Here is a 21,212-nt window from a genome sequence, read left to right on the forward strand (position 1 = left end):
TTCAATGCTGTCAGGCCCGCACGCGGCGGTTGCTCGGGTCGAAGGCGTCGCGGATGCCGTCACCGATCAGGTTGATGGCCAACACGATCAGCAGCAGGGCGATGCCCGGGTAGTAGAAGAGCCAGGGTCGGGTGCTCGCGGCCTGCACCCCGTCGGAGACCAGGCGGCCGAGCGAGGTCTGGTTGGCCCCGTTGACGCCGAACCCGAGGTAGGTCAGGGCGGCCTCGAGGGTGATGGCGGTGGCGGCGGCCAGCGTCGTCCACACGATCAGCGAGCCCAGCGTGTTCGGGATCAGGTGCTTGAAGATGATCCGGGCGTTGGAGGCGCCCATCGCGTGCGCGGCCTCCACGTACTCCTTCTCGCGCAGCGAGAGGAACTGGCTGCGCACGATGCGGGCGAGGTCGAGCCAGCCGAACAGGCCCAGGATGATGCCGACACCCAGCGGCGTCCGGGAGCTCGGGAAGTTGCTGGCCACGACGATGAGCACGACCAGCAGCGGCACGGTCAGGATCAGGTCGACGAACCGCATCAGGAGGCTGTCGACCCACTTGCCGAAGTAGCCGGCCAGCGCGCCGACCAGCAGGCCCAGCGGGAAGGCGATCACCACGAACAGCAGCACGATGAACAGCGACCGCTGCACGCCCTGCATGAGCCCGGCCAGCAGGTCACGGCCGATGGCGTCGCTGCCCAGCAGGTAGCCGGCGGTGCCCGGCGGCACGGACTGCGCGCTGGAGTTCTGGGCGTCGTAGGTCTTGCCGTCGACCAGCGGGCCGATGAAGCCGAAGACCAGCAGGACCACGAACATGACCAGGCCGGTCATCCCGACCTTGTTGCGGAAGAACCGCCGGATGATCTGCTGGCGCTGGCTGCGGGCCTTGACGGTGAACTCGCGCTCGACCTCGCCGCCGCTCTGCGGCGCGCCCGGGGTGGCCGGGAGGACACCGCCGGCGGTGTCCGTGGTGGCCTGGGTGGTGGCCATGGGGTGTCCTTCTCTCTCGCGAGGCGGCTCAGGCCAGCCGGATCCGCGGGTCCAGGACCGCGTAGAGGATGTCGGCGATCAGGTTGAAGACGACGACGAAGACCGCGCTGACCAGCAGCCAGCCCAGCACCACGTTGATGTCGTTCTGGTGGATGCCGTTGTTGATCAGGTACTCGCCCATGCCGTGCCAGACGAAGACCGTCTCGGTGATGATCGCCCCACCGAAGAGGGTGCCGATGCCCAGCGCCACGACGGTGGTCAGCGGGATCAGCGCGTTGCGCAGCCCGTGCCGGACGACGGTGCGGCGGTAGGTGAGCCCCTTGGCCCGGGCCAGCCGCATGTAGTCCGACCCCATCACGTCGAGCATGGCCGCGCGCTGGAAGCGGCTCCACGCCGCGAAGGACAGCATCGCGAGGCTGATCGTGGGCAGGATCAGGTGCCCCAGCCGGTCGGACCACAGCTCCCAGCCACTCGCGTACAGCCCGAGCCCGGGCGTCTCCTCGCCGATCGTGTAGAGCACCTGCGACCCGAGCATGTCGTTGATGCCCCCGGCCACGAACTCCTTCAGCAGCGCGGCGAACCAGAACGTCGGCAGCGCGATGAGGATGTAGACGAAGAAGGTGAGGGCGTAGTCGGAGGCCTTGTACTGCCGGACCGCCCCGACCACACCGACGATGATCGCCAGGACGACCGCGATGACCACGGCGGCGATGATCATCCGGCCGGTCACCCCGATCCGGCCGATCAGCTGGTCGGCCACCGGGGTGCCGTTGATGGTCTCGCCGAAGTCGCCGGTGAGCGCGCCACTGAGCCAGTTCCAGTAGCGGACGAAGAAGTTGTCGTTGAGCCCCAGCTGCTCGCGGAGGTTGTTGAAGAACGACTCCGGCGGCCGGGGGTTCTGCGTGTAGTACTTCGCCAGCGGGTCGAAGCTGGCCGCGCAGAGCGCGAAGACCAGGAACGAGCTCACCAGCAACACGAGGACCGACGCGATGATCCGCCGGATCGTGAAGAAGAACATGCGGTGACCTTACGCCGGGAGCGGAAGCCGTCCGGTTCCGGACGGCCTGGTGAGCGGCGCGTCCTGGAGGCGGGCGCTCCGCCCTGTGGGGAACGGGCCGGTGGGCGGCGGCGGGGCCGCACCCAGGGTGGATCTCGGGGCGTCACAGTCGCGGAACAGCGGCGACACATCGACCCCGGACACCCCACGGCCCCCCGGGAGTCATCCCAGGGGGCCGTGGAGCCGGGTCCCGGCGCCGCCGGTGAGGGCGGCGCCGGGCCGGTGGTGCTCAGTGCAGGTGGTGCTCGGTGCAGGTGGTGCTCAGTCGACCGAGGTCACTCGATCGTCCAGGTCTGCGAGTTCCACAGCGGGCCGGCCTCGGTGGGGTTGTCCTGCACCCCTTCGATCGAGGACTGGTACGCGATGAAGGTCGGCTTCTGGTAGAGCGGGATGGTGGCCATCTGGTCCCACAGCAGGGCGTCGATCTGGTTGCCCAGCTCCGCCTGACGCTCACGCTCCGGCTCGGCGGCCAGCTCCGCGAACAGGGCGTCGATCTCCGGCGTCCCGACCCGCGAGTAGTTCTGCTGGATGTTGTCGCCCTGCGGGGTCTGGTAGATCGACTGCGCAGAGGTGACGAACGGGTTGCCCACCCAGGCGAAGAGCGCGGCCTGGAAACCGCCGCCCTCGAGGCTGGTCGGCTTGTCCGCACCGGCGAAGATGTCCGGGTTGGCGTTGAACGTGGCGTTGATGCCCGCCTCCTTCAGCTGCGGGATCATCACCTCGATCGTGGTCTGCCGCAGCGGGTTGTTGGCCGTGGTGTCGATCTGGATGTTCAGCGGGCCGCGCTCGGGGTGGGTGTAGACGCCGTCGGCACCGAGGGTGTAGCCGGACTGCTCGAGCAGGGCCTTGGCGGCCTCGACACTCTGGCCGGTGACCTCCTCCGGCGCGGTGTCCTCGTACTCGGGCTGGGTGTTGAGCCAGATCCGGTTGTTGAGGACCTGCGCGTCGCTGGAGAACTGGCCGACGGTCTGGTCGACGATCTCCTGGCGGTCCAGCGCGTAGGCGAACGCCTTGCGGACGTTCGGGTCGGCCAGGTGCGGGTCCTGGGTGTTGAGGTCGACGTGCTCGAACGAGAGACCGAAGCTGATCTCGCTCTCGACGTTCGGCTCCAGCGCCTGGATCTGCTCGACCAGGTCCAGCTGCGGCTGCGGGTAGATCACGCCGAGCTCACCGGACTGGATGCCCTGGACGGCGGTCGTCGGGTCGTTGCCGATGTTCTGGATGATCAGCTGCTCGAGGTTCGGGCCGTCGCCCCACCACTCGGGGTTGGGGGTGAGCACGATGACCTGGGTGCCGGCGTCGATGTTCGACACCTGCCAGGGGCCACCGGAGATGTTCTCCGGCAGGCCCTCGGAGATCGGCCAGCCGTTGGTGATCGTCTCGCAGAGCGCGACCGGGTCCTCGTTGTCCATGAGGTGGGCCGGCAGCAGGTTCTCGAAGTTGCCCTGCCAGTCGGCGTACGGCGTGGTGTAGGTGACGGTGACGGTCTTGCCGTCGTCCGAGCCCTCGATGCTCTCGATGATGTCGTAGCCAGTGGTCGACAGCACCGCGGCGCAGCCGCCGTCGGCGGGGTCACCGCTGCGGTTGGCCCGCCAGGTGAACTCGAAGTCGTCCGCGGTGATCGGGGTGCCGTCGCTCCACACCGCGTCCGGGTTGATCGAGTAGGTGTTGACCTGGACGCCGTCGGTCTCCTCGAGCGTCGGCTCCTCGGTCAGCAGCTCGTCGTTGTACTCGACGGTGAAGTCCGGCTGGATGTGGTACGGCGAGGGCAGGACGCGGATCAGCACGTTGGCCACCGACGTCGCGTTGCCGGCCGCGATGTTCGGGTAGAGGTTCTCCGGGAAGTCCGTGGACTCACCGAAGACGACCCGACCGGAGGCACCGCTCTCGCCGTCGCCGCCACCGTCGTCACTGCCGCCGCCACAGGCCGACAGCGCCATCGCGCCGGTGAGCCCGGTCGCGATGAGCATCGCACTGCGCTTGCTCAACTTCACGTTGGATTGCCTCCTCGACCCGCGTGAGCGGGAGGAACGATCAGGTCTGACCGACCCGGACACCGGGCGGACTGGGGGGTCGTGCGTGAACGCACGCTGTCAGGCAGCTGTCGGGACGCTGACGGACAGGAGCGACGGGCAGACCCTAGGCAGAGCCAGAAGAGGCAGTCCATGACCGTCATCATCTTGTGACCTTCGCTCACGACCACCTGGGAGAACGCGAAACACCGACGCAATACAACCGTCTCGACCGGACACTTTCCGGCCCTTCTCGACGCCTCCCGGAGCAATTGATCATGCGGGTGTGTCGCCACGCCGATCGGGTACCGGGCTCCTCGACACCGTCGAGCCAGGAGGACCCATGAGCGCCGTGGACAAGATGAAGAACAAGGCCCAGGAGCTGTCCGGCCAGGGCAAGGAGGCCGTGGGCAACGCCACCGACGACCGCGACATGCAGGCCGAGGGCCAGAAGGACCAGGCCGCCGGCAACGCCAAGCAGGCCGGCGAGAAGGTCAAGGACGTCTTCAAGTGAGCCGGTCCGGCCACTGATCGACCGCGAGAGCGCCGTCCCGGCTCGCCGGGGCGGCGCTCTCGTGCGTCCGGGCGCTTGTGCCACGCCCCGTCCCGGACGGAAGATGGGCGGCGATGATGAGCATCGCTAATGAACCGGGCGGCGGGTCCGCCGTCGAGCCGGCCGCGTTCGAGGCGGCGACGGCCGCCGTGGAGGCTGCGCTCGCGGCCGGCGCCCGGTACGCCGACGCGCGGCTGGTCGACCGCCGGCACGAGTCGATGACCGCCCGGGACGGCGACGTCCGCTCGCTGTCCCAGACCGCGTCCGTCGGGCTGGGCGTCCGTGCGCTGGTCGGCTCCTCGTGGGGCTTCGCCGCGCTCGGCGACCCGGCCGGGGACGCCGACGCCCGGCGCACCGGCGCCCGGGCCACCGCGATCGCCCAGGCCTCGGCCGCCGTCCCCGGCCCGCCGATGGAGCTCGTCGGCGTCCCGGCCGTGCAGGCCGACTGGGCCAGCGAGTGCCTGGAGGACCCGTTCGCCGTCCCGCTGGCGGAGAAGGGCGACCTGCTCACCGGGGTCACCGCCACGATGCGCGCCGCCGGTGTGGCCGTCGCCGAGGCGCTGCACCAGGCCTGGGACACCCGCACTGCGTTCGTCTCCAGCGAGGGCGCCCGGATCGGCCAGCACATCCGGGAGACCGGCGCCGGCATGCACTGCCTGACCGTCGGGGACGGGGAGACCCAGCGCCGCTCGTACCCGGCCTTCCGCGGCCAGTACGGCACCCGCGGGTGGGAACTGGTGCGCGAGCTGGACCTGCCCGGCCACGCCGACCGGATCGCCGCCGAGTGCCAGGAGCTGCTCACCGCACCCCCGTGCCCCTCCAGCGAGACCACCCTGCTGCTGGGCGGGGAGCAGATGTCGCTGCAGATCCACGAGTCCGTCGGGCACGCCATCGAACTCGACCGGATCCTCGGCTGGGAGGCCGCCTTCGCCGGCACCTCCTGGCTGGACCTCACCCAGCTCGGCTCGCTGCGCTTCGGGTCGGAGCTGATGAACATCACCATCGACCCGACCCTCCCCGGCGCGCTGGGGTCCTTCGGGTACGACGACGAGGGCACCCCCGCCACCGCCCGCGACGCGGTGCGCAACGGGATCTGGGTGGGCGTGCTGGCCGGCCGCGACTCCGCCGCCCTGGCCGGGCTGGGGTACGCCGGCTCCGTGCGCGCCGACGGGTACGCCCGGCTGCCGATGGTCCGGATGACCAACGTCGGGCTCGAGCCCGGCCCGCACACGCTGGAGGAGATGATCGCCGCCACCGACGACGGCGTGCTCATGGAGCACAACCGCTCCTGGTCGATCGACGACCGCCGGCTCAACTTCCAGTTCGGCTGCGAGATCGGCTGGGAGGTGCGCAACGGCCGGAAGGGCCGGATGCTCAAGAACCCCTCCTACACCGGCATCGGCCCGCGCTTCTGGTCCTCGCTGGACATGCTCGCCGGCCGCGCGCCGGGCGAGTGGCGGGCCTGGGGCACGCCGAACTGCGGCAAGGGGCAGCCCGGGCAGGTCGGCCACACCGGACACGGCGCGGCACCGGCACGCTTCTCCGGCGTCCGGGTGGGGGTGCGCAGCTGATGCCCTCCCCCGATCTCGACGGACCCCTGCTCGACGACCTGGCCGGCGCCGTCCTCGACGAGGTGCGCCGGCAGGCCGGCACCGACGCCGCGGCCACCGTGCGCGCCGAGCGCTCCACCCTGGCGCTGACCCGCTTCGCCGACTCCGCGATCCACCAGAACGTCGCCGACGAGCAGGTGACGGTGCACCTGCAGCTGACCGTGGACGGCGGCCGGACGGCGACCGCCGCGACCACCCGCAGCCGCACCGAGGCGGTCGCCGACCTGGTCGCGGCCACCCTCGCCGCCGCCCGGTTGCGCCCCCGCGACCCGAGCTGGCCCGGCCTCGGCGAGCCGGCCCCGCTGACCTCCGCCGGCTCCCCGGACGAGGCGACCGCAGCCGCCTCCCCCGCCGACCGGGCCGCCGGCGTCGCCGCCTTCGTCGCCGCCACGGGTGGGCTGAGCGCCGCCGGCTTCGTGCAGACCGCCGCGCTCAGCACCGTGCTCGCCGACACCGCCGGCCGGCACCTCTACGGCGCGACCACCTCGGCGATCTGCGACGGCATCGCCCGGCTCTCCGGCGCCGACGGCGTCGCGCGGTCGATGTCCGCCCGCCTCGCCGACCTCGACTGCGCCGCGCTCGGTGCCCGGGCCGCGGCCAAGGCGCGCGCCGGAGTGGACGCCGTCCCGGTCGAGCCGGGCGCCTACCCGGTCGTGCTGGAGCCGGCGGCGGTGGCCGACCTGGTCGGCGGGCTGGTGTCCGGCCAGTTCAACGGCAAGGCGGTCGTCGACGGGACCTCGGGGCTGCGCCTGGGCGACCAGCAGTTCGACCAGGCGGTCACCCTCGCCGACGACCCGTCCGCCGGCGTGGGGCTGCCCTTCGACACCGAGGGCACACCCACCGCCCGCACCGAGCTGGTGCGCGACGGCGTCCCGGTGGGGCTGACCACCGACCGGCGGACCGCAGCGGCGCTGGACCGGACGCCGTCCGGGCACGCCTCCGACGTCAGCGCGACGTGGGGCCCGGTCGCCGGGGACCCGGCGCTCTCCCCCGGCTCGGGTGGCAGCGTGGCCGACCTGGTCGGCGGGCTGGAACGCGGGTTGCTGGTCAGCGACCTCTGGTACACCCGCGTCGTCGAGGCGCGGCGCTCGGTGTGGACCGGGTTGACCCGCAACGGCGTCTGGCTGGTCGAGGACGGGCAGGTGGTGGCCCCGGTGAGCACGCTGCGGTTCACCCAGTCCTACCTGGAGGCGCTGGCCCCCGGTGCGGTCGTCGTCGGCTCCGAGGTCGACCCGCAGCCGTACCGCTTGATGGGCCCGATGGGCTACAACCGCGTCGCCGTCCCGGCGGTGCGGCTGGCCGCTTGGAACATCACCGGCAACGCCGCCGGCTGACCCCCCACGGTTTCGCGCGAACAAGCACGCACGGTTTCGCGCGAACAAGCACGCGCGGTTCCGCGCGAACGAGCACGCGCGGTTCCGCGCGAACGAGCACGCGCGGAGAGGCGCAGCGGTCAGGTGAGGACGCCGGCGTCGGCGAGCACCGTCCGGATCCGGGCGACGACGGCGTCCAGGTCACGCAGGTCGACGGAGCTCAGCCGGACGACCTGCCAGCCCGCCTGGACCAACCGGTCGTACCTGGCGTCGTCCTTGTCGATCTGGACGCCGTCGAAGTGGTAGGCACCCTCGTACTCGACGATCAGCTTCGCCTCCGGCCACGCGAGGTCGACCTGACCCAGGAGGACGCCGTCCTCGTACACCCGGAACTGCGGCACCGGGTGCGGCAGGCCGGCGACGTGGCAGGCCACTCGGACACGCGACTCGGGTGGGCTCATGGCGCGGTCGTCGACGAGTGGCAGCAGTGCGTTCGCCCGCCGGCTGCCCCACTGGCCGCTTCGGCGCACGAACCCCGCCGCCAGCGCCGCGACGGACAGACCGTCCGCCGCCTGCCGCCCGTGCCGCAGCATCCCGTCCAGCAGGGCGACCGCAGCGGCCGTGGGCTCCAGCGTGGCGACGTCCCAGGCCGTCCGAACGGCGGTCGTTACCCGCACGCCGTCCTCGTCCTGCCAGATCTCAGCCGGTCGCACGTCGGTCCGGTGCACCTGCACGCCGCGCGGTCCGCGCCACCGACACGTGCGGGGGACGACGACAAGGACCGGATCAGCGGACGAGCTGAACGGCGCACCGAACCAAGCCGCTGCTGATCGCCCGCCCAGCGCAGCCTCGGCCGGCATCAGGAGCGCGGCCGCCCGGGCCCTCAGCCGGTGGTCGTGCCTGAGTCCCGGATCTGCGTAGACGTTGCGGAGCACCCGGCGGTACAGCCCGGACTCGAGCTGGCGCCTGGTCAGCACTCCCTCGGCGAGTGCGTGGGAACCGACGAAGAGACCTCCGAGGAAACGGCGTGTCGGCGTCACCGCCGCAGCGTCGCGCATCCACCCATGGCCGTGCGGCGGTCATCCACAGCCCCCGCGCTTGATCGCGCGAAAGCGCCGCGCCTGATCGCGCGAAAGCGCCGCGCCTGATCGCGCGAAAGCGCCGCGCCTGATCGCGCGAAAGCGCCGCGCCTGATCGCGCGAAAGCGCCGCGCCTGATCGCGCGAAAGCGCCGCGCCTGATCGCGCGAAAGCGCCGCGCCTGATCGCGCGAAAGCGCCGCGGAGGGGTCAGAGGCGGGCGAGGAGGGACTGGACGGCGGGGATCAGTGGGCGGTCGGCCGGGATCCAGTCCAGCTCGTCGAGGTCCTCGGCCGGCAGCCAGCGCAGCGCGCTGTGCTCGTGGGCGACCAGCTCGCCGGCGGTGACCCGGCCCCACCAGACCCGCAGCGTGGACGCGCCGGGGGCGCCGCCGGCGACGACGCCGTCCAGCGGGACCTCACCGAGGAAGGCCTGCGGTGCGATGCCGACGGCGAGCTCCTCGCGGCACTCCCGGACGAGCGCGGCCAGCTCGCCCTCCCCACGCTCGACCTTGCCGCCGGGGAACTCCCAGAGCCCGGCCAGCGGGCCCGACCCGCGCTGGGCGACCAGCACCCGCCGGCGGTCGTCGACGAGCGCGGCGCCGACCACCTGGGTGACCTCCTGGGCCCGGCGGCCCGCGGCGGCCGCGTAGGCGTCCAGGTGCGCCTGCATGGCCCGGACCAGCCGGCGGCGCAGCACGGTCTGGTCGACCAGGCCACCCAGCGGCCCCGGCAGCGCGGTCTGCCAGTCGACCTGCTCGTGCACCAGCGTGCCGGCGCCGGTGGCGGCGAACTCGCGGGTGTGCACCAGCCGACGCCTCCCGGCCAGCTCCGCCTCGTGGACGTCGCGCCAGGGCCGTTCGGAGACGACCTCCCGCAACGGCCGGGGCCAGGGCCGACCGAGTGACCGCGCGACGTCGAACGCGACGGTCAGCGGGGCCTCCACCAAGGTGGTGAACCGCAGCTGGGACACGCGGCCCAGCTTCGCAGACCAGGCAGGATGGGCTCCGTGCGCATCTCCGCCCGGGTCGACTACGCCGTGCGCGCCGCCGTGGAGCTGGCCGCCGTGGCGCCGGCGACGCTCACCTCCGACCGCATCGCACAGGCACAGGGCATCCCGGCCCGCTTCCTGCAGGCGATCCTCGGCGACCTGCAGCACGCCCGGCTGGTCACCAGCCAGCGCGGCCGGGAGGGCGGGTACCGGCTGGCGCTGCCGCCGGCGGAGGTCTCGATCGCCCGGGTCATGCGGGTGGAGCAGGGCTTCCTCGCCGAGGTGCACGGCCAGCGCCCCGAGGACGTCGAGTACCCCGGGGCCGCGGAGCCGCTGGCCTCGGTCTGGGTGGCGGCCCGGGAGGCCTACCGCCGGGTGCTGGAGAACGTGACGCTGGCCGACGTGGTCGCCGGGCGGATGCCGGCCCAGGTGGCCGAGATGATCGAGCTGGAGAGCGCTTGGCGGTCCTTCGGCATCCCCGCCGCCGACTGAGGCCCGACCCCTCCGTCGCCTCGGTGTGGCACGATCGAACCGTGACGGACTGCGGCGCCCTCCTCGTGGCGCGACTGCACGTCGATCTGGCGCGGGTCTCCAGCGCCGCCTGTCGCGCTCCGCGCTGACCACGGCCCCCGCCCCCCGCAGCCTCCCTGCTGCACCCGCACCCGGCCGCGTCGCGCACGCACCCCGTGCCGGCGCAGAGGAGAACGACTGACGTGTCGACCCCCACCCGCAGCAGCAACCGCCCCGTCCGCGGACAGGGCCAGTGGGCACTGGGCTACCGCGAGCCGCTGAACCCGAACGAGCGGATGAAGAAGGACTCCGACGGCCTGGACGTCCGCCAGCGGATCCTGGACATCTACGCCCACACCGGCTTCGACGGCATCGACCCCGGTGACCTGCGCGGCCGGATGCGCTGGATGGGCCTCTACACCCAGCGCGCGCAGGGCATCCCCGGCGGCAAGACCGCCGTCCTGGAGGCCGAGGAGCTCGAGGACTCCTACTTCATGATGCGGGCCCGCATCGACGGCGGGCAGCTGACCAGTGAGGCCCTCCGGGTCCTCGGCGGGATCAGCACCGAGTTCGGCCGGGACGTCGCCGACGTCACCGACCGGCAGAACGTCCAGTACCACTGGATCCGGATCGAGGACGTGCCGGAGATCTGGCGACGGCTCGAGTCGGTCGGCCTGAGCACGATGGAGGCCTGTGGCGACGTGCCGCGCGTGATGCTCGGCTGCCCGCTGGCCGGCGTCCTCGAGGACGAGGTCATCGACGCCTCCGAGGTGCTGGCCCAGACGGTCGAGAAGTACCTGGGCGACCCGCAGTTCAGCAACCTGCCGCGCAAGTGGAAGACGTCGATGTCCGGCTGTGTCGACCACTGCACCGAGCCCGAGATCGACGACGTCTCCTTCGTCGGTGTGGTCAACGAGGACGGCGAGGCCGGCTACGACCTGTGGGTCGGCGGCGGCCTGTCGACCAACCCGATGTTCGCCAAGCGGATCGGCGTGTTCGTCCGGCCCGACCAGGTGACCGACGTCTGGGCCGGGTGCACGTCGATCTTCCGCGACTACGGGTACCGCCGCTCCCGCAACCACGCCCGGATCAAGTTCCTGATGGCGGACTGGGGCCCGGAGAAGTTCCGCCAGGTGCTCGAGGACGAGTACCTGCGCGAGAAGCTGCCCGACGGCCCGGCGCCGGCCCCGGCGAAGCACGACCAGCGCGACCACGTCGGGGTCAGCAGGCAGAAGGACGGCCACAACGCCGTGGGCTTCGCCCTGCGCACCGGCCGGATCAGCGGCAGCCTGCTCACCCGGATCGCCGACCTGGCCGAGGAGTACGGCACGCAGGGCGGGCGGATCCGGACGACGACCCAGCAGAAGCTGGTGATCCTCGACGTCCCGGACGCCCGCGTCGAGGAGCTGGTCGACGCGCTGGCCGAGCACGACCTGCAGGTGCGCCCGAGCGCCTTCCGCCGCGGCACCATGGCCTGCACCGGCCTCGAGTTCTGCAAGCTGGCGATCGTCGAGACCAAGGCGCACGCCCAGGAGCTGTACGCCGAGCTCGAGCGCCGGCTGCCGGACTTCGACGAGCCGATCGGGATCAACGTCAACGGCTGCCCGAACAGCTGCGCCCGGTTCCAGACCGCCGACATCGGCTTCAAGGGCATGATCGTCCGCAACGCCGAGGGCGAGAGCGTCGAGGGCTTCCAGGTGCACCTGGGCGGGCACCTCGGGGTCGAGGCGTCCTTCGGCCGCAAGTTCCGCGGCCACAAGATCACCAAGGAGGAGACGGCGGACTACTGCGAGCGGGTGCTGCGCGGCTACCTCGACCGGCGCGAGCCGGGCGAGCGCTTCGCCCAGTACGTCGCACGCGCCGACGAGGAGTGGCTGGTCTGACCATGTCGGAGGAGGGCGAGCCGCGGCGGGGAAGGACCCGGCAGTTGCCGGTGTTCCACTGCCCGTACTGCGGCGACGAGGAGCTCGTCCCGGAGGGTGAGGGCTGGCACTGCACCTCGTGCCTGCGCACCTTCACCGTGCACCTGACCGGAACTGGGGTGAACCGACCGTGACCACCGCCGTCGTCCAGCCGACACCGGAGCTGGCCGCCGAGGCCGATGCGCGCTTCGAGGGCATCACCGACCCGGTCGAGCAGGCGCTGGCCGTGCTCACCTGGGCCGGGGAGACCTTCGGGGACTCGTTCGCGATCACCTCTTCCATGGCCGACGGGCTGCTGGCGCACCTGGCCAGCCGCGCCGTCCCCGGGGTCAACGTCGTGTTCCTGAACACCGGGTACCACTTCGCCGAGACGATCGGCACCCGCGACTGGATCACCAGCGTGCTGCCGATCACGCTGCACGACGTCCAGCCGCCGCAGACCGTGGCCGAGCAGGACGCCGAGCACGGCGCGAAGCTGTACGAGCGCGACCCGGACCTGTGCTGCTCGCTGCGCAAGGTGCAGCCGCTGGCGCAGGCGCTGGCCGGCTTCACCGCCTGGGGTTCCGGCGTGCGCCGCGACGAGTCGGCCACCCGCACCGGCACCAAGGTCGTCGACTGGGACGCCAAGCGCGGCATGGTGAAGGTCAACCCGCTGGCCGCGTGGACCCAGGAGCACGTGGACGCCTACATCGCCGAGCACCAGGTGCCGGTGAACCCGCTGTCGGAGATCGGCTACGCCTCCATCGGCTGCGCCCCCTGCACCCGCCCGGTCGCCCCGGGCGAGGACCCGCGCGCCGGCCGCTGGGCCGGCAAGAACAAGGTCGAGTGCGGGCTGCACACCTGAGCTGACCGGCGGCAGGATGGGCCGGTGCCCCGACCACCGCGCCTCTCCCCCGACGACGTCACCGCCGCGCTGGGCGGCCTGCCGCTCTGGTCGGGCGGCACCGACGGCATCGAGCGCACCCTCGAGCTGCCCACCTTCCGGGCCGCGGTCGAGGCGATCAGCATGATCGCCGACGTGGCCGAGCTGATGGACCACCACCCCGACCTCGACCTGCGCTGGACGACGGTGCGGGTCTCGGTGGTCACCCACTCCGCCGGCGGGCTCACCGAACTCGACCTGGAGCTCGCCCGCCGGGTCGACGCCCTGTTCCCCGGCTGACCCGGTCAGCTGCCCAGCGGCGCGTACAGGTCGATCCGGTGTCCGTCGGGGTCGGCCACCGTGGCGTAGCGCTGTCCCCACGGGGCGTCCCACGGCTCCGTGACGACGGTGTGCCCCGCCGCGGCGACCCGGCCGGCGACGACGTCCACCTCCGTCGGGGATGCCAACCGGGTGGCGAACGCGGCCAGGTTGCCCGGCCGGGGCGGCTCGCCCAGCAGCTCCGCCATCATCGCGGCGCTGTCGATCATCAGCTGGGCACCGCTCCCCACGTCGGTCTGCACGTGCTCCTCGTCGTCGCCGAACGGCGGGAACCGGAACCCGAGCAGCTCGTAGAAGGTGACGGACCGGCGCAGGTCGAGGGCAACGACGCCCACCGCGGTGATCTCCATGCCGGCGGTCTACCGGGTGGGTCCGACACGACCGCCCGGTCCGGGCGGCACGCACCCCTGCCCGGATCAGGCGCCGACCACCCGGGTGCCGGCGACGAGGTCGTGCAGGGCCCGGTGCGCCGGGTCCCGCCAGGCGATGGCGAGACTGACCGCCGGGACGAGCAGCGACAGCCCGTAGGTGGTCGCCACGGTGACCGGCGCGTCCACCTCGGCGATGATCCGCGCCACCGCCACGTGCGCCAGCTGCCAGGGCAGCAGCTTCACGGCGTTGCGGACGGCGACCCGGCCGGCACCGGCCCGCCGGCCGTCGCCGGCGACCACCGCGAGCCCGGTCCGCTGCTTGCCCCAGCTGCCCCGGCGGACGCCCGCCTCCGTGACGGTCAGGTAGGCCCAGACCGGCAGCACCGAGAAGCCGAACGCGACCGCGTCGGCAGCCACCGGCGAGATCGGGCCGGGAGCGGGGAGCGCCAGCCGCGCCCCCAGGCCGAGCACGGTGAGCACGGCCAGCCACCCGAGGATGACCAGGTAGTCCCAGGCGGAGGCACGCCACCGCGCAGCACCAGGGGCGGCGACGGCTGAGGTGACGTCCATCGCGCCACCGTAGGGTCCTCGAGCGTCGGTCACGGCCCTCGACGCAGGGACCCACGCCGTCGTCGGCGATCACGACCTGTCGGTCGCGGTCGTCAGCCCTCGACGGGCACATCGACCTCGGCCTGGAGTCCGCCCTGCGGCTGCACGTACTCCTCCCGGCTGAGGTCAGGAGTGCTCACCCGCGGCGCGCGGGCGGCGCCGGGCCCAGCCGGAAGGGCCAGGCCCGGCAGACCGCCGGGTCAGCTGCCGACCCGGCCGCCATCCGTCCGGAAGACCACCGCCACGCTGGGCCGCGGGTAGGGACGCTCGGCCAGCCGGTCGGGCCAGGTGCTGGACGGCGTGTCCCGCGTCGACCCGGTGGTCTCCCCCGGGTGCTGCACCGAGACGAAGACCGAGCGCGCGTCCGAGGTGATCAGCGGCCCGCTGCACTCCGCCCCGACCGGCACGGTGAGGAACGCCTTCAGGTGCCCGCGCTCCGGGCCGGCCGTCGGGACCGCGAAGAGCCCGTCGTTGGTCCCGGCGAAGGTGCCGGCCTCCTGGTTCCGGGTGGAGAGCACGTTGCCGTCGGTGGAGATCCACAGGTTGCCGGCCGGGTCGAACTCCAGGTTGTCCGGACACGAGATGGCGCTGACCGCCGACTTGTCGTAGCCGGCGAAGTACGTCCCCGGCGTCTCCGGGTCACCGGCCACGATGAACACCCGCCAGTAGAAGTCGTCCCCGGCGATGCCGTCGGTCTCCAGCCACTCCAGGACGTGGCCGTTCCGGTTGCCGGCGCGCTCTTCGTAGGTGCCGTCCTCCAGGTCGAAGGCGAACGACCGGGACACCGGGTTCGCCTCGTCGGCGACCTCCCGCCGGGAGTTGTTGGTCAACGCCGCGTAGACCCGGCCGTTGACCGGGTTGACCTGGATGTCCTCCGGGCGGTCCATCCGGGTCGGCACCCTGGCCGGGTCGACGACGACAGGGGCGGCGGGGTCGGGGAAGTCGCCATCGGCGTCCAGCTGCTTGCCCAGCCGGTCGGCGGCCAGGCGGGTGAAGGTGAGCACCCAGGGCACCGACTTGCCGGGGATCATCGACTGCCCGTCCCGGACCAGCGGGATCCACTGGCCCGTGCCGTCGAACTCGCCGTCGGCCGGCACGCTCGCGAGGCCGTCGATCTGCTCGGGCGGCGAGTCGCCGGTGAAGCGTGCGACGTAGAGGTCGCCGTCCTCCAGGAGCGTCATGTTGTGCTCCCGGGACGCGCGGTCGTCGCCGGGCTGGTAGCGGTTCCGCGACACGAACTTGTAGACGTAGTCGAACCGCTCGTCGTCACCGGAGTACGCGACGACGCGCCCGTCCTCGGCGATCTGGACGTTGGCCCCCTCGTGCTTGAAGCGGCCCATCGCCGTCCGCTTCCGCGGCGTCGAGTCCGGGTCGTACGGGTCCAGCTCCACCACCCAGCCGAAGCGGTTGACCTCGTTGGGCTCCTGCGCCAGGTCGAAGCGCGGGTCGACCTGCTCCCACCCGCGCACCGGGGCGTCCTCCGCGCTGACGCCGTAGCGGCCCAGGCGGGGCTCCCGCGGGTCCTCCGTGATCGGCGCAGAGGTGCCGAAGTACTGGTTGAAGTTCTCCTCCCCGTGCAGGGTGGTGCCCCACGGGGTCATGCCACCCGCGCAGTTGTTCAGCGTGCCCAGGACGACGCGCCCCTCCGGGTCGGCGGTGGTGCGCACGTACTCCGAGCCGGCCACCGGACCGGTCAGCTCGTGGGGCGTCACCGCCGTGATCCGGCGGTTGTGCCTCCCCCGCTTGTCGGGACGCCAGTTGCCGGTGTTGTTCTCCCGGCGGACCTCGACCACCGAGATGCCGTGCGCCATCATCGCGATGCGCTTCTGCTCGTCGGTGGTGGGCGCGGCCTCGTCGGCGACGCCGGCGAACATGAGCTGCTCGTCGGTGTACTCGTGGTTGACCACCAGCAGCGCCCGGCGACCGCTGCGGGTCAGGGGCAGGAACCCGATGTAGTCGCAGTTGTAGCCGAACTGCTTGGCCTGGGCCTCCGCCGTCTGGGCGTCGACGTCGAACTCCGGCGCGTCGTGCAGCACCGGGTCGCCCCAGCGCATCACGACGCCGTACTCGTAGCCGGCCGCGGTGACGAGCTCGTCGAGCAGGTTCTGCTCGACTGGCTGGAACGTCAGCGGCACATCGGGGTGCGGCTGCCAGCCCACGTCCGACGGCCCGGTCGCGAGGGCAGGTGTGGCCCGCAGTGGACCCACTGCCACGACCAGGGCGCCGGCGCCGGCCGCCTTCAGCATCGTGCGCCGGCTGAAGGCCCCCTCGATCACCTGCCCGATCGTCGGGTTGTCGGTCTGGTTCGGCACGGGCGCGTCGCAGGCGTTGCCGCACTTGTAGTGGCAGGTCGTGTGACTGCGACTGCCGTGCCGGACGGAGCTCAGCAACGGGAGCAGGAGCCGGCGGCGGGACGGGATGATGTCCGTCATGGGGTGTCCTCGGGTCGGGTGGACGGTCCGCCCCGGACGTTAAGTGACCTCCGTCACCATCAAGGTGAACGATGGAGGAACCCCGCGTGACCGGTACGACTGCCGAGGCCGCGTGCGACCGGTCCTCGCCGGCACCGGGCCGGGCGAGGACGACCGAGCCGTCGGGCGGGTCAGTCGGTGACGGGGAGCACCAGCAGCCGCAGCAGCCGGTCGGCCTCGGCGTCGGGATCCGCGGTCAGGCCGGTGTGCACCGGACCGGGCTGGACGACGGTGCTGCGGGGTGCGGTCAGCCAGCGGAACCGTGAGCCCAGCGCCTCCCGCCCGGCCGCTCCGGAGCCCACCGCCGCCGAGCAGACGTCCGCGGCGGCCTGCAGCGCGGCGGTGATCGCCGCCGGGTCCGCCGTCGGGTCGAGGGCCCGCAGCCGGTCGGCGTCCAGGTGCACGCGCGAGCCGAGGTAGTCCCGCTGCCGGCAGTAGACGAGGACACCGGCGTTCAGCGACTCCCCGCGCTCGACCCGCGGCACCACCCGGAGCACGGCGTACTCGAACGTGTCGCGGGCGGTCATCGCTGGGTCACCCCCTCGGGCGGGGGCGGGCCGAGCCAGGACGGGCGGTTCTGCCCGCGCGGGGCGCTCCCCCGCCCCGCGCCGCCGGCCGCGGCAGCCGCGAGCACCCCGGGCAGCCAGCTGTCCCGGGCGGCCAGCCGGGCCAGCAGCTGCTCGACGTAGCGGCCGCGCACCTCGTCGGCGGGCTCGTCGGGTGACGGGCCCTCCAGCCAGGCGTCGGGCACCTGTGCCAGCACGTCGGTGAGCAGCGGCCGGGTGACCAGCGGGGCCAGCGCGGCGTCCGCGGCCCCGACGTCGGGCGCGCACTCGATCAGCGCGTGCTGCGCGGCGTCATAGGGGCGGCTGACGGCGGCGGGCGCGCCGGGCCAGTTGTGGTGGAAGGTGAGCGCCGCGCCGTGGTCGATCAGGTGCAGCCGGCCGTGCCAGAACAGCATGTTCGGGTTGCGCCACGAGCGGTCGACGTTGCCGATCAGCGCGTCGAACCAGACCACGCGACCCGCGAGCTCGGGGTCGACCTGCGCGGCGCCGGCCTCGAAGTCCAGCGCCCCGGGCAGGTAGTCCATGCCGAGGTTCACCCCGGCGGAGTTGCGCAGCAGCTCCTGGACCTCGAAGTCGGGTTCCCCCACCGCGAGCTCCGGGACGACGTCCACCGTCACCAGCGCGGGCACCGGCAGCGAGAGCCGGCGGGCCAGCTCGCCGCAGACCACCTCGGCGGCCAGGACCTTCACGCCCTGGCCGGCGGCCCGCCACTTCACCACGTAGGTGCCCAGGTCGTCGGCCTCCATGAGCCCCGGCAGCGAGCCACCCTCGCGCAGCGGGGTGACGTAGCGGGTGGCGGAGACGGCGGCGAGCACAGTGCGCTGGACCCTACCGGCCACCGCCGGGCCCCCCGGGGAGACTGGACGGCGTGGGACTCCTCCGCGCCATGACCCTCGCCCAGCTGGCCGACGCCCCGTTCACCTACCCCGAGGTCGGCGCGACCCGGGACGGCACCCTGCCGGGCGGCTACCACCACGTCGAGCGCGAGCACGTCATCGGCTCGGGCGCGGCCGCCTTCGACCGGGCGTCGGCCGCAGTGTTCCGCTGGACGGCGCAGCGCGGCGCCGGGCTGCGCATCCAGGCCGACGGTCCGGCCAGCACGCCGGGCACCGTCGTCCTGATGACCGCCGGCCTCCGCCGCCTCGGGCTGGACATCCCGTGCCGGGTGGTCTGGGTCGTCGACGAGCCCGACCGCCGCGGGTTCGGCTACGGCACCCTGCCCGGGCACCCGGAGAGCGGCGAGGAGTCCTTCGTCGTCACCCGCCGGCCCGGCGGTGAGGTCGTCTACGCGCTGCGGGCCTTCTCCCGGCTGGCCACCCCACTGGCCCGGCTGGGCACCCCGGTCAGCCTCCGGGTGCAGTCACTGGCCCTGGACCGCTACGTCGCCGCGATGCGCCGGGCGGCACCAGGCCGCTGACCTAGGCGCCCGCCTTCGCCCGCTCCTCCTTGATCATCTCCTTGCTGCGGACCAGCCGGAGCAGGGTGACCACGAACAGCCCGCCGGCCATGTTGAGCAGCGTCGTGTACCAGAACCAGGCCAGCCAGTCGCCGTAGCCGAAGGGCGCCCCGGCGTGCAGGGCGGCGAAGACGATCAGCGAGTCCAGGATCGAGTGGAACAGCTGGAGGCCGGCCAGCACGAGCGCGCCGGCGACCGCGGCGATGATCTTCGCCGGGTCGGACTCGGTGCCGTGCTGCATGCGGGTCATCAGCGTGATGGCGATGCCGGCCAGGAAGGCCAGCGAGGCCGACTGCAGGTCCAGGGGCGCGTCGACGAAGTGGACCGCGCTCTCGATCGCGGTGGCCCGCAGGTCGGGGAAGGCCCGGACGACGAGCCACATGAACGCCCAGCCGCCCAGCAGGTTGGCCACCAGCGTGCCGCTCCACAGCTTGCCCAGCTGCGCCACGCTGGCCCGGCCTGCGGCCACCGCGGTGACCGGCACCAGGAAGCCCTCGGTGAACAGCTCGCTGCGGGCCAGCAGGAGGGCGATGAAGCCCACCGAGAAGGCCAGCCCGGCGAGCAGGTGGCTCCCGGTCTCGGCGTAGACGGCGAAGAGCAGCAGCACCCCGGTGGCGACCTCCAGCCCACCGGCGAAACCGGTGGTGAGCACCTCCCGCCAGCTGCGGTGCAGCCGCTGGGCGCCGTCGCTGACGATGACGTCGAAGGCCTCTTGCAGCTCGTCCTCGGTCGGGCCCGGCGTCTCGCCGAGCTCCTCCCGGGCACTGTCGGGGGTCTCGAGCTCTTCTCGGGTGGTGCCCACGGTCACTCCTGCCAGACGGCCGGGCCGGCGCCACGGTCCGGCGAGGCGTACCCGCTGACCGGCTGCACACACGCGCCACCCGACCGGCCTTGCCCTCATGACCGCCGCACCGAGGGCCTGGTTCAGCGCTTCGGCGACTCCAGTGCCGACGGACCGAACCGCTCCACCCGGATCGAGGCCGGCGGCATCCCGAGCCCGACCAGGAGCTGGCTGGCGGCCTCGGCGAACCCGGCCGACCCGCACACGAAGGCGGTCTGCCCCGGCTCCCAGAGCGGGAGGAGGTCCATCGCGGTCAGCCGGGCCGCCGGCCGGATGCCGTGTGCCTCCCGGGTCAGCACGACCAGCGCGCCGGCCTCGGCCAGCTCGTCGGCGTAGGGCAGCGCGTCCAGCGTCCGGGCCGAGACGGCGACCCGCAGCAGGTCCAGCCGCCCGATGGCCCGCGCGTGCCGCACCATCGCCACCAGCGGGACGACGCCGCTGCCCCCGCCGACCAGCAGCGCGGGGGTGGCGCCGTCCCAGACGAACCAGCCACCGATCGGGCCGCGGACCTCGAGCTCGTCACCCGGTTCGACGACGTCGGCCAGGTAGGTGGACACCTCGCCGTCGTCCAGCCGCTCGACGAACAGCTCGACCAGCGGGTCACCCGGCGCCGAGGCCACCGAGTACGAGCGCTGGGCGGTGTAGCCGTCCTCGGCGGTCAGCCGGACGACGTAGTGCTGGCCGGGCAGGTGGTCGACCCGGTCGTGCACGTCCAGCCGCAGCTCCACCGAGCGGGCGATCGGCCGGCGCAGCCCGGCGACGGTCGCCGTCCGCCAGCCGCCGGCCGGAGCCGTCCCACCGCCGGGCGGGCCGGCGGCGGTGACCGAGGTGGCGCCGGAGTCCGGTCCCGGGTCGTTCATGGCCTCGTCCAGAGGCTCGCCGCGAGCTTGCGAGTGGTGAGGAGGACGTGGTCCTTCATCAGTCGCCCTGGTACCGCTGCTGACGCCACGGGTCGCCCCGGTCGTGGTAGCCGTTCTGCTCCCAGAAGCCCTGCTGGTCGCGCTTGAGCAGGGTGATCCGGCTGATCCACTTCGCGCTCTTCCAGAAGTACAGGTGGGGCACCAGCATCCGCACCGGACCGCCGTGCTCGGCCGTCAGCGGCTTGCCGTCGAACTCCCAGACCAGCCACGCCTTGCCGCCGGTGACGTCCTCGATCGGCAGGTTGGTCGTGTAGCCGGTCTTCGACGTGGCCATCACGAACCGGCCCTCCTCGGTCGGCTGGGCGACCTGCAGCAGGGAGTCCACGCTGATGCCGGCGAAGTGGGTGTCGAACTTCGACCACGTCGTCACGCAGTGGATGTCGCCGCGGTACTCGGCGCCGGGCAGCGCGTGCGCCTCGTCCCAGGTCCAGGTGGTCGGGTTCGCCACCTCGCCGTCCACGGTGATCGTCCAGCTCTCCGGGGTGATCCGGGGTGTCGGTTCGGCGGTGAGCACCGGCCAGTCACCGCCGACGTCGTACTGGCCAGGTGGCAGCCGGGGGTCACCGGCCGAACGGCGGCGGCCGAGGAAACCGCGGGTGGGTCCGGGCACGTCGGGTCCTCTCGGGGCAGTGCGGGTGGTGTCAGCGGGGATCTTCCTCCACGCCGGGGCGGGCTGTCTCCCCTGGTCCGCGCCCTCCGGAACACCGCGGGCACCTGCCTCGTTGCGGCTGCTGCGCCTGTTCTCCAGGTGAGG

The 21,212-nt window shown here is 72.8% G+C and carries 22 protein-coding genes; 9 read left to right on the plus strand and 13 right to left on the minus strand.

The features are described 5' to 3' along the window. Nucleotides 1–10 precede the first annotated feature (10 nt). The 3 genes from HLA93_RS00145 to HLA93_RS00155 form a co-directional block, all read right to left on the minus strand. On the minus strand, nucleotides 11–979 hold the full coding sequence (locus HLA93_RS00145) for an ABC transporter permease (RefSeq protein ID WP_222192211.1): 969 nt from the start codon (nucleotides 977–979) through the stop codon (nucleotides 11–13). Nucleotides 980–1,007: 28 nt separating this feature from the next. Next, nucleotides 1,008–1,997, minus strand: a complete 990-nt coding sequence (locus tag HLA93_RS00150) for an ABC transporter permease (RefSeq protein WP_222192212.1) — start codon at nucleotides 1,995–1,997, stop codon at nucleotides 1,008–1,010. A gap of 314 nt (nucleotides 1,998–2,311) precedes the next feature. Further along, nucleotides 2,312–4,030, minus strand: coding sequence for an ABC transporter family substrate-binding protein (locus tag HLA93_RS00155; protein WP_222192213.1), 1,719 nt, complete (start codon nucleotides 4,028–4,030; stop codon nucleotides 2,312–2,314). 361 nt (nucleotides 4,031–4,391) lie between these two features. On the opposite strand from HLA93_RS00155, the gene HLA93_RS00160 reads away from it, so the two are divergent. From HLA93_RS00160 to HLA93_RS00170, 3 genes are all read left to right on the plus strand, one after another. After that, the gene (locus HLA93_RS00160; RefSeq protein ID WP_222192214.1) at nucleotides 4,392–4,562 is read left to right on the plus strand and encodes a CsbD family protein; all 171 of its coding nucleotides are present in this window, start codon (nucleotides 4,392–4,394) and stop codon (nucleotides 4,560–4,562) included. 113 nt (nucleotides 4,563–4,675) lie between these two features. Next, the gene (locus tag HLA93_RS00165) at nucleotides 4,676–6,172 is read left to right on the plus strand and encodes a TldD/PmbA family protein (RefSeq protein WP_246625466.1); all 1,497 of its coding nucleotides are present in this window, start codon (nucleotides 4,676–4,678) and stop codon (nucleotides 6,170–6,172) included. After that, nucleotides 6,172–7,545: a metallopeptidase TldD-related protein gene (locus HLA93_RS00170; RefSeq protein ID WP_222192215.1), complete on the plus strand. Its 1,374-nt coding sequence runs from the start codon at nucleotides 6,172–6,174 to the stop codon at nucleotides 7,543–7,545. The genes HLA93_RS00165 and HLA93_RS00170 overlap by 1 nt, the downstream gene beginning before the upstream one ends. Nucleotides 7,546–7,664: 119 nt before the next feature. Here HLA93_RS00170 and HLA93_RS21745 read toward each other — a convergent pair whose 3' ends face one another. Both HLA93_RS21745 and HLA93_RS00180 read right to left on the minus strand, forming a co-directional pair. Next, nucleotides 7,665–8,564, minus strand: a complete 900-nt coding sequence (locus tag HLA93_RS21745) for an endonuclease domain-containing protein (RefSeq protein ID WP_222192216.1) — start codon at nucleotides 8,562–8,564, stop codon at nucleotides 7,665–7,667. Nucleotides 8,565–8,811: 247 nt separating this feature from the next. After that, entirely contained in the window at nucleotides 8,812–9,573 is a 762-nt protein-coding gene (locus HLA93_RS00180) for a (deoxy)nucleoside triphosphate pyrophosphohydrolase (protein WP_222192217.1), read from the minus strand. Between the two features lie 27 nt (nucleotides 9,574–9,600). Between HLA93_RS00180 and HLA93_RS00185 the strand changes: the two genes are divergently transcribed. The 5 genes from HLA93_RS00185 (at nucleotide 9,601) to HLA93_RS00205 (ending at nucleotide 13,185) form a co-directional block, all read left to right on the plus strand. Beyond that, a complete protein-coding gene (locus HLA93_RS00185; RefSeq protein WP_246625467.1) occupies nucleotides 9,601–10,083 on the plus strand; it encodes an RrF2 family transcriptional regulator in 483 nt (160 codons plus the stop codon). Between the two features lie 221 nt (nucleotides 10,084–10,304). Continuing rightward, nucleotides 10,305–11,984, plus strand: a complete 1,680-nt coding sequence (locus HLA93_RS00190; protein ID WP_222192219.1) for a nitrite/sulfite reductase — start codon at nucleotides 10,305–10,307, stop codon at nucleotides 11,982–11,984. Nucleotides 11,985–11,986: 2 nt separating this feature from the next. Continuing rightward, nucleotides 11,987–12,157: a hypothetical protein gene (locus HLA93_RS00195; protein WP_222192220.1), complete on the plus strand. Its 171-nt coding sequence runs from the start codon at nucleotides 11,987–11,989 to the stop codon at nucleotides 12,155–12,157. Continuing rightward, nucleotides 12,154–12,867 (plus strand): phosphoadenylyl-sulfate reductase, encoded by a 714-nt coding sequence (locus tag HLA93_RS00200; RefSeq protein ID WP_222192221.1) that lies wholly within the window; start codon nucleotides 12,154–12,156, stop codon nucleotides 12,865–12,867. The genes HLA93_RS00195 and HLA93_RS00200 overlap by 4 nt, the downstream gene beginning before the upstream one ends. Before the next feature lie 24 nt (nucleotides 12,868–12,891). Continuing rightward, complete coding sequence (locus tag HLA93_RS00205) at nucleotides 12,892–13,185, plus strand: 4a-hydroxytetrahydrobiopterin dehydratase (RefSeq protein ID WP_222192222.1); 294 nt, start codon at nucleotides 12,892–12,894, stop codon at nucleotides 13,183–13,185. A 5-nt stretch (nucleotides 13,186–13,190) separates the two neighbouring features. Here the strand turns inward: HLA93_RS00205 and HLA93_RS00210 are convergent, their stop codons facing one another. The 5 genes from HLA93_RS00210 to HLA93_RS00230 form a co-directional block, all read right to left on the minus strand. Further along, a complete protein-coding gene (locus HLA93_RS00210; RefSeq protein ID WP_222192223.1) occupies nucleotides 13,191–13,574 on the minus strand; it encodes a VOC family protein in 384 nt (127 codons plus the stop codon). A 66-nt stretch (nucleotides 13,575–13,640) separates the two neighbouring features. Further along, a complete protein-coding gene (locus HLA93_RS00215) occupies nucleotides 13,641–14,165 on the minus strand; it encodes an RDD family protein (protein ID WP_222192224.1) in 525 nt (174 codons plus the stop codon). 239 nt (nucleotides 14,166–14,404) lie between these two features. Further along, a complete protein-coding gene (locus tag HLA93_RS00220) occupies nucleotides 14,405–16,636 on the minus strand; it encodes a PhoX family protein (protein WP_222192225.1) in 2,232 nt (743 codons plus the stop codon). Between the two features lie 170 nt (nucleotides 16,637–16,806). Next, nucleotides 16,807–17,202, minus strand: a complete 396-nt coding sequence (locus HLA93_RS00225) for a DUF3037 domain-containing protein (RefSeq protein ID WP_222192226.1) — start codon at nucleotides 17,200–17,202, stop codon at nucleotides 16,807–16,809. After that, nucleotides 17,199–18,080 carry a HipA family kinase gene (locus tag HLA93_RS00230; protein WP_308127855.1) on the minus strand — a complete coding sequence of 294 codons (882 nt, stop codon included), beginning with the start codon at nucleotides 18,078–18,080 and terminating at the stop codon, nucleotides 17,199–17,201. The genes HLA93_RS00225 and HLA93_RS00230 overlap by 4 nt, the downstream gene beginning before the upstream one ends. Before the next feature lie 29 nt (nucleotides 18,081–18,109). Between HLA93_RS00230 and HLA93_RS00235 the strand changes: the two genes are divergently transcribed. Continuing rightward, nucleotides 18,110–18,658 (plus strand): DUF1990 family protein, encoded by a 549-nt coding sequence (locus HLA93_RS00235; protein WP_222192227.1) that lies wholly within the window; start codon nucleotides 18,110–18,112, stop codon nucleotides 18,656–18,658. 1 nt (nucleotide 18,659) lies between these two features. On the opposite strand, the gene HLA93_RS00240 is transcribed toward HLA93_RS00235, so the two are convergent. From HLA93_RS00240 to HLA93_RS00250, 3 genes are all read right to left on the minus strand, one after another. Further along, on the minus strand, nucleotides 18,660–19,499 hold the full coding sequence (locus HLA93_RS00240; protein ID WP_308127856.1) for a formate/nitrite transporter family protein: 840 nt from the start codon (nucleotides 19,497–19,499) through the stop codon (nucleotides 18,660–18,662). Nucleotides 19,500–19,621: 122 nt separating this feature from the next. Further along, the gene (locus tag HLA93_RS00245; protein ID WP_246625468.1) at nucleotides 19,622–20,398 is read right to left on the minus strand and encodes an FAD-binding oxidoreductase; all 777 of its coding nucleotides are present in this window, start codon (nucleotides 20,396–20,398) and stop codon (nucleotides 19,622–19,624) included. A gap of 58 nt (nucleotides 20,399–20,456) precedes the next feature. Then, nucleotides 20,457–21,068 carry a sulfite oxidase-like oxidoreductase gene (locus HLA93_RS00250; protein WP_222192229.1) on the minus strand — a complete coding sequence of 204 codons (612 nt, stop codon included), beginning with the start codon at nucleotides 21,066–21,068 and terminating at the stop codon, nucleotides 20,457–20,459. Nucleotides 21,069–21,212: the final 144 nt, after the last annotated feature.

The sequence above is a fragment of the Modestobacter italicus genome (genome assembly GCF_019799965.1).
Classification (GTDB): Bacteria; Actinomycetota; Actinomycetes; order Mycobacteriales; family Geodermatophilaceae; genus Modestobacter; species Modestobacter italicus_A.

What these genes read in the sequence shown, in the direction of transcription:
- HLA93_RS00145 (WP_222192211.1), bottom strand. Translation starts at nt 979, where the DNA reads ATGGCCACCACCCAGGCCACCACGGACACCGCCGGCGGTGTCCTCCCG.
- HLA93_RS00150 (WP_222192212.1), bottom strand. Translation starts at nt 1,997, where the DNA reads ATGTTCTTCTTCACGATCCGGCGGATCATCGCGTCGGTCCTCGTGTTG.
- HLA93_RS00160 (WP_222192214.1), top strand. Translation starts at nt 4,392, where the DNA reads ATGAGCGCCGTGGACAAGATGAAGAACAAGGCCCAGGAGCTGTCCGGC.
- HLA93_RS00165 (WP_246625466.1), top strand. Translation starts at nt 4,676, where the DNA reads ATGATGAGCATCGCTAATGAACCGGGCGGCGGGTCCGCCGTCGAGCCG.
- HLA93_RS00170 (WP_222192215.1), top strand. Translation starts at nt 6,172, where the DNA reads ATGCCCTCCCCCGATCTCGACGGACCCCTGCTCGACGACCTGGCCGGC.
- HLA93_RS00185 (WP_246625467.1), top strand. Translation starts at nt 9,601, where the DNA reads ATGGGCTCCGTGCGCATCTCCGCCCGGGTCGACTACGCCGTGCGCGCC.
- HLA93_RS00195 (WP_222192220.1), top strand. Translation starts at nt 11,987, where the DNA reads ATGTCGGAGGAGGGCGAGCCGCGGCGGGGAAGGACCCGGCAGTTGCCG.
- HLA93_RS00210 (WP_222192223.1), bottom strand. Translation starts at nt 13,574, where the DNA reads ATGGAGATCACCGCGGTGGGCGTCGTTGCCCTCGACCTGCGCCGGTCC.
- HLA93_RS00215 (WP_222192224.1), bottom strand. Translation starts at nt 14,165, where the DNA reads ATGGACGTCACCTCAGCCGTCGCCGCCCCTGGTGCTGCGCGGTGGCGT.
- HLA93_RS00220 (WP_222192225.1), bottom strand. Translation starts at nt 16,636, where the DNA reads ATGACGGACATCATCCCGTCCCGCCGCCGGCTCCTGCTCCCGTTGCTG.
- HLA93_RS00225 (WP_222192226.1), bottom strand. Translation starts at nt 17,202, where the DNA reads ATGACCGCCCGCGACACGTTCGAGTACGCCGTGCTCCGGGTGGTGCCG.
- HLA93_RS00245 (WP_246625468.1), bottom strand. Translation starts at nt 20,398, where the DNA reads ATGAACGACCCGGGACCGGACTCCGGCGCCACCTCGGTCACCGCCGCC.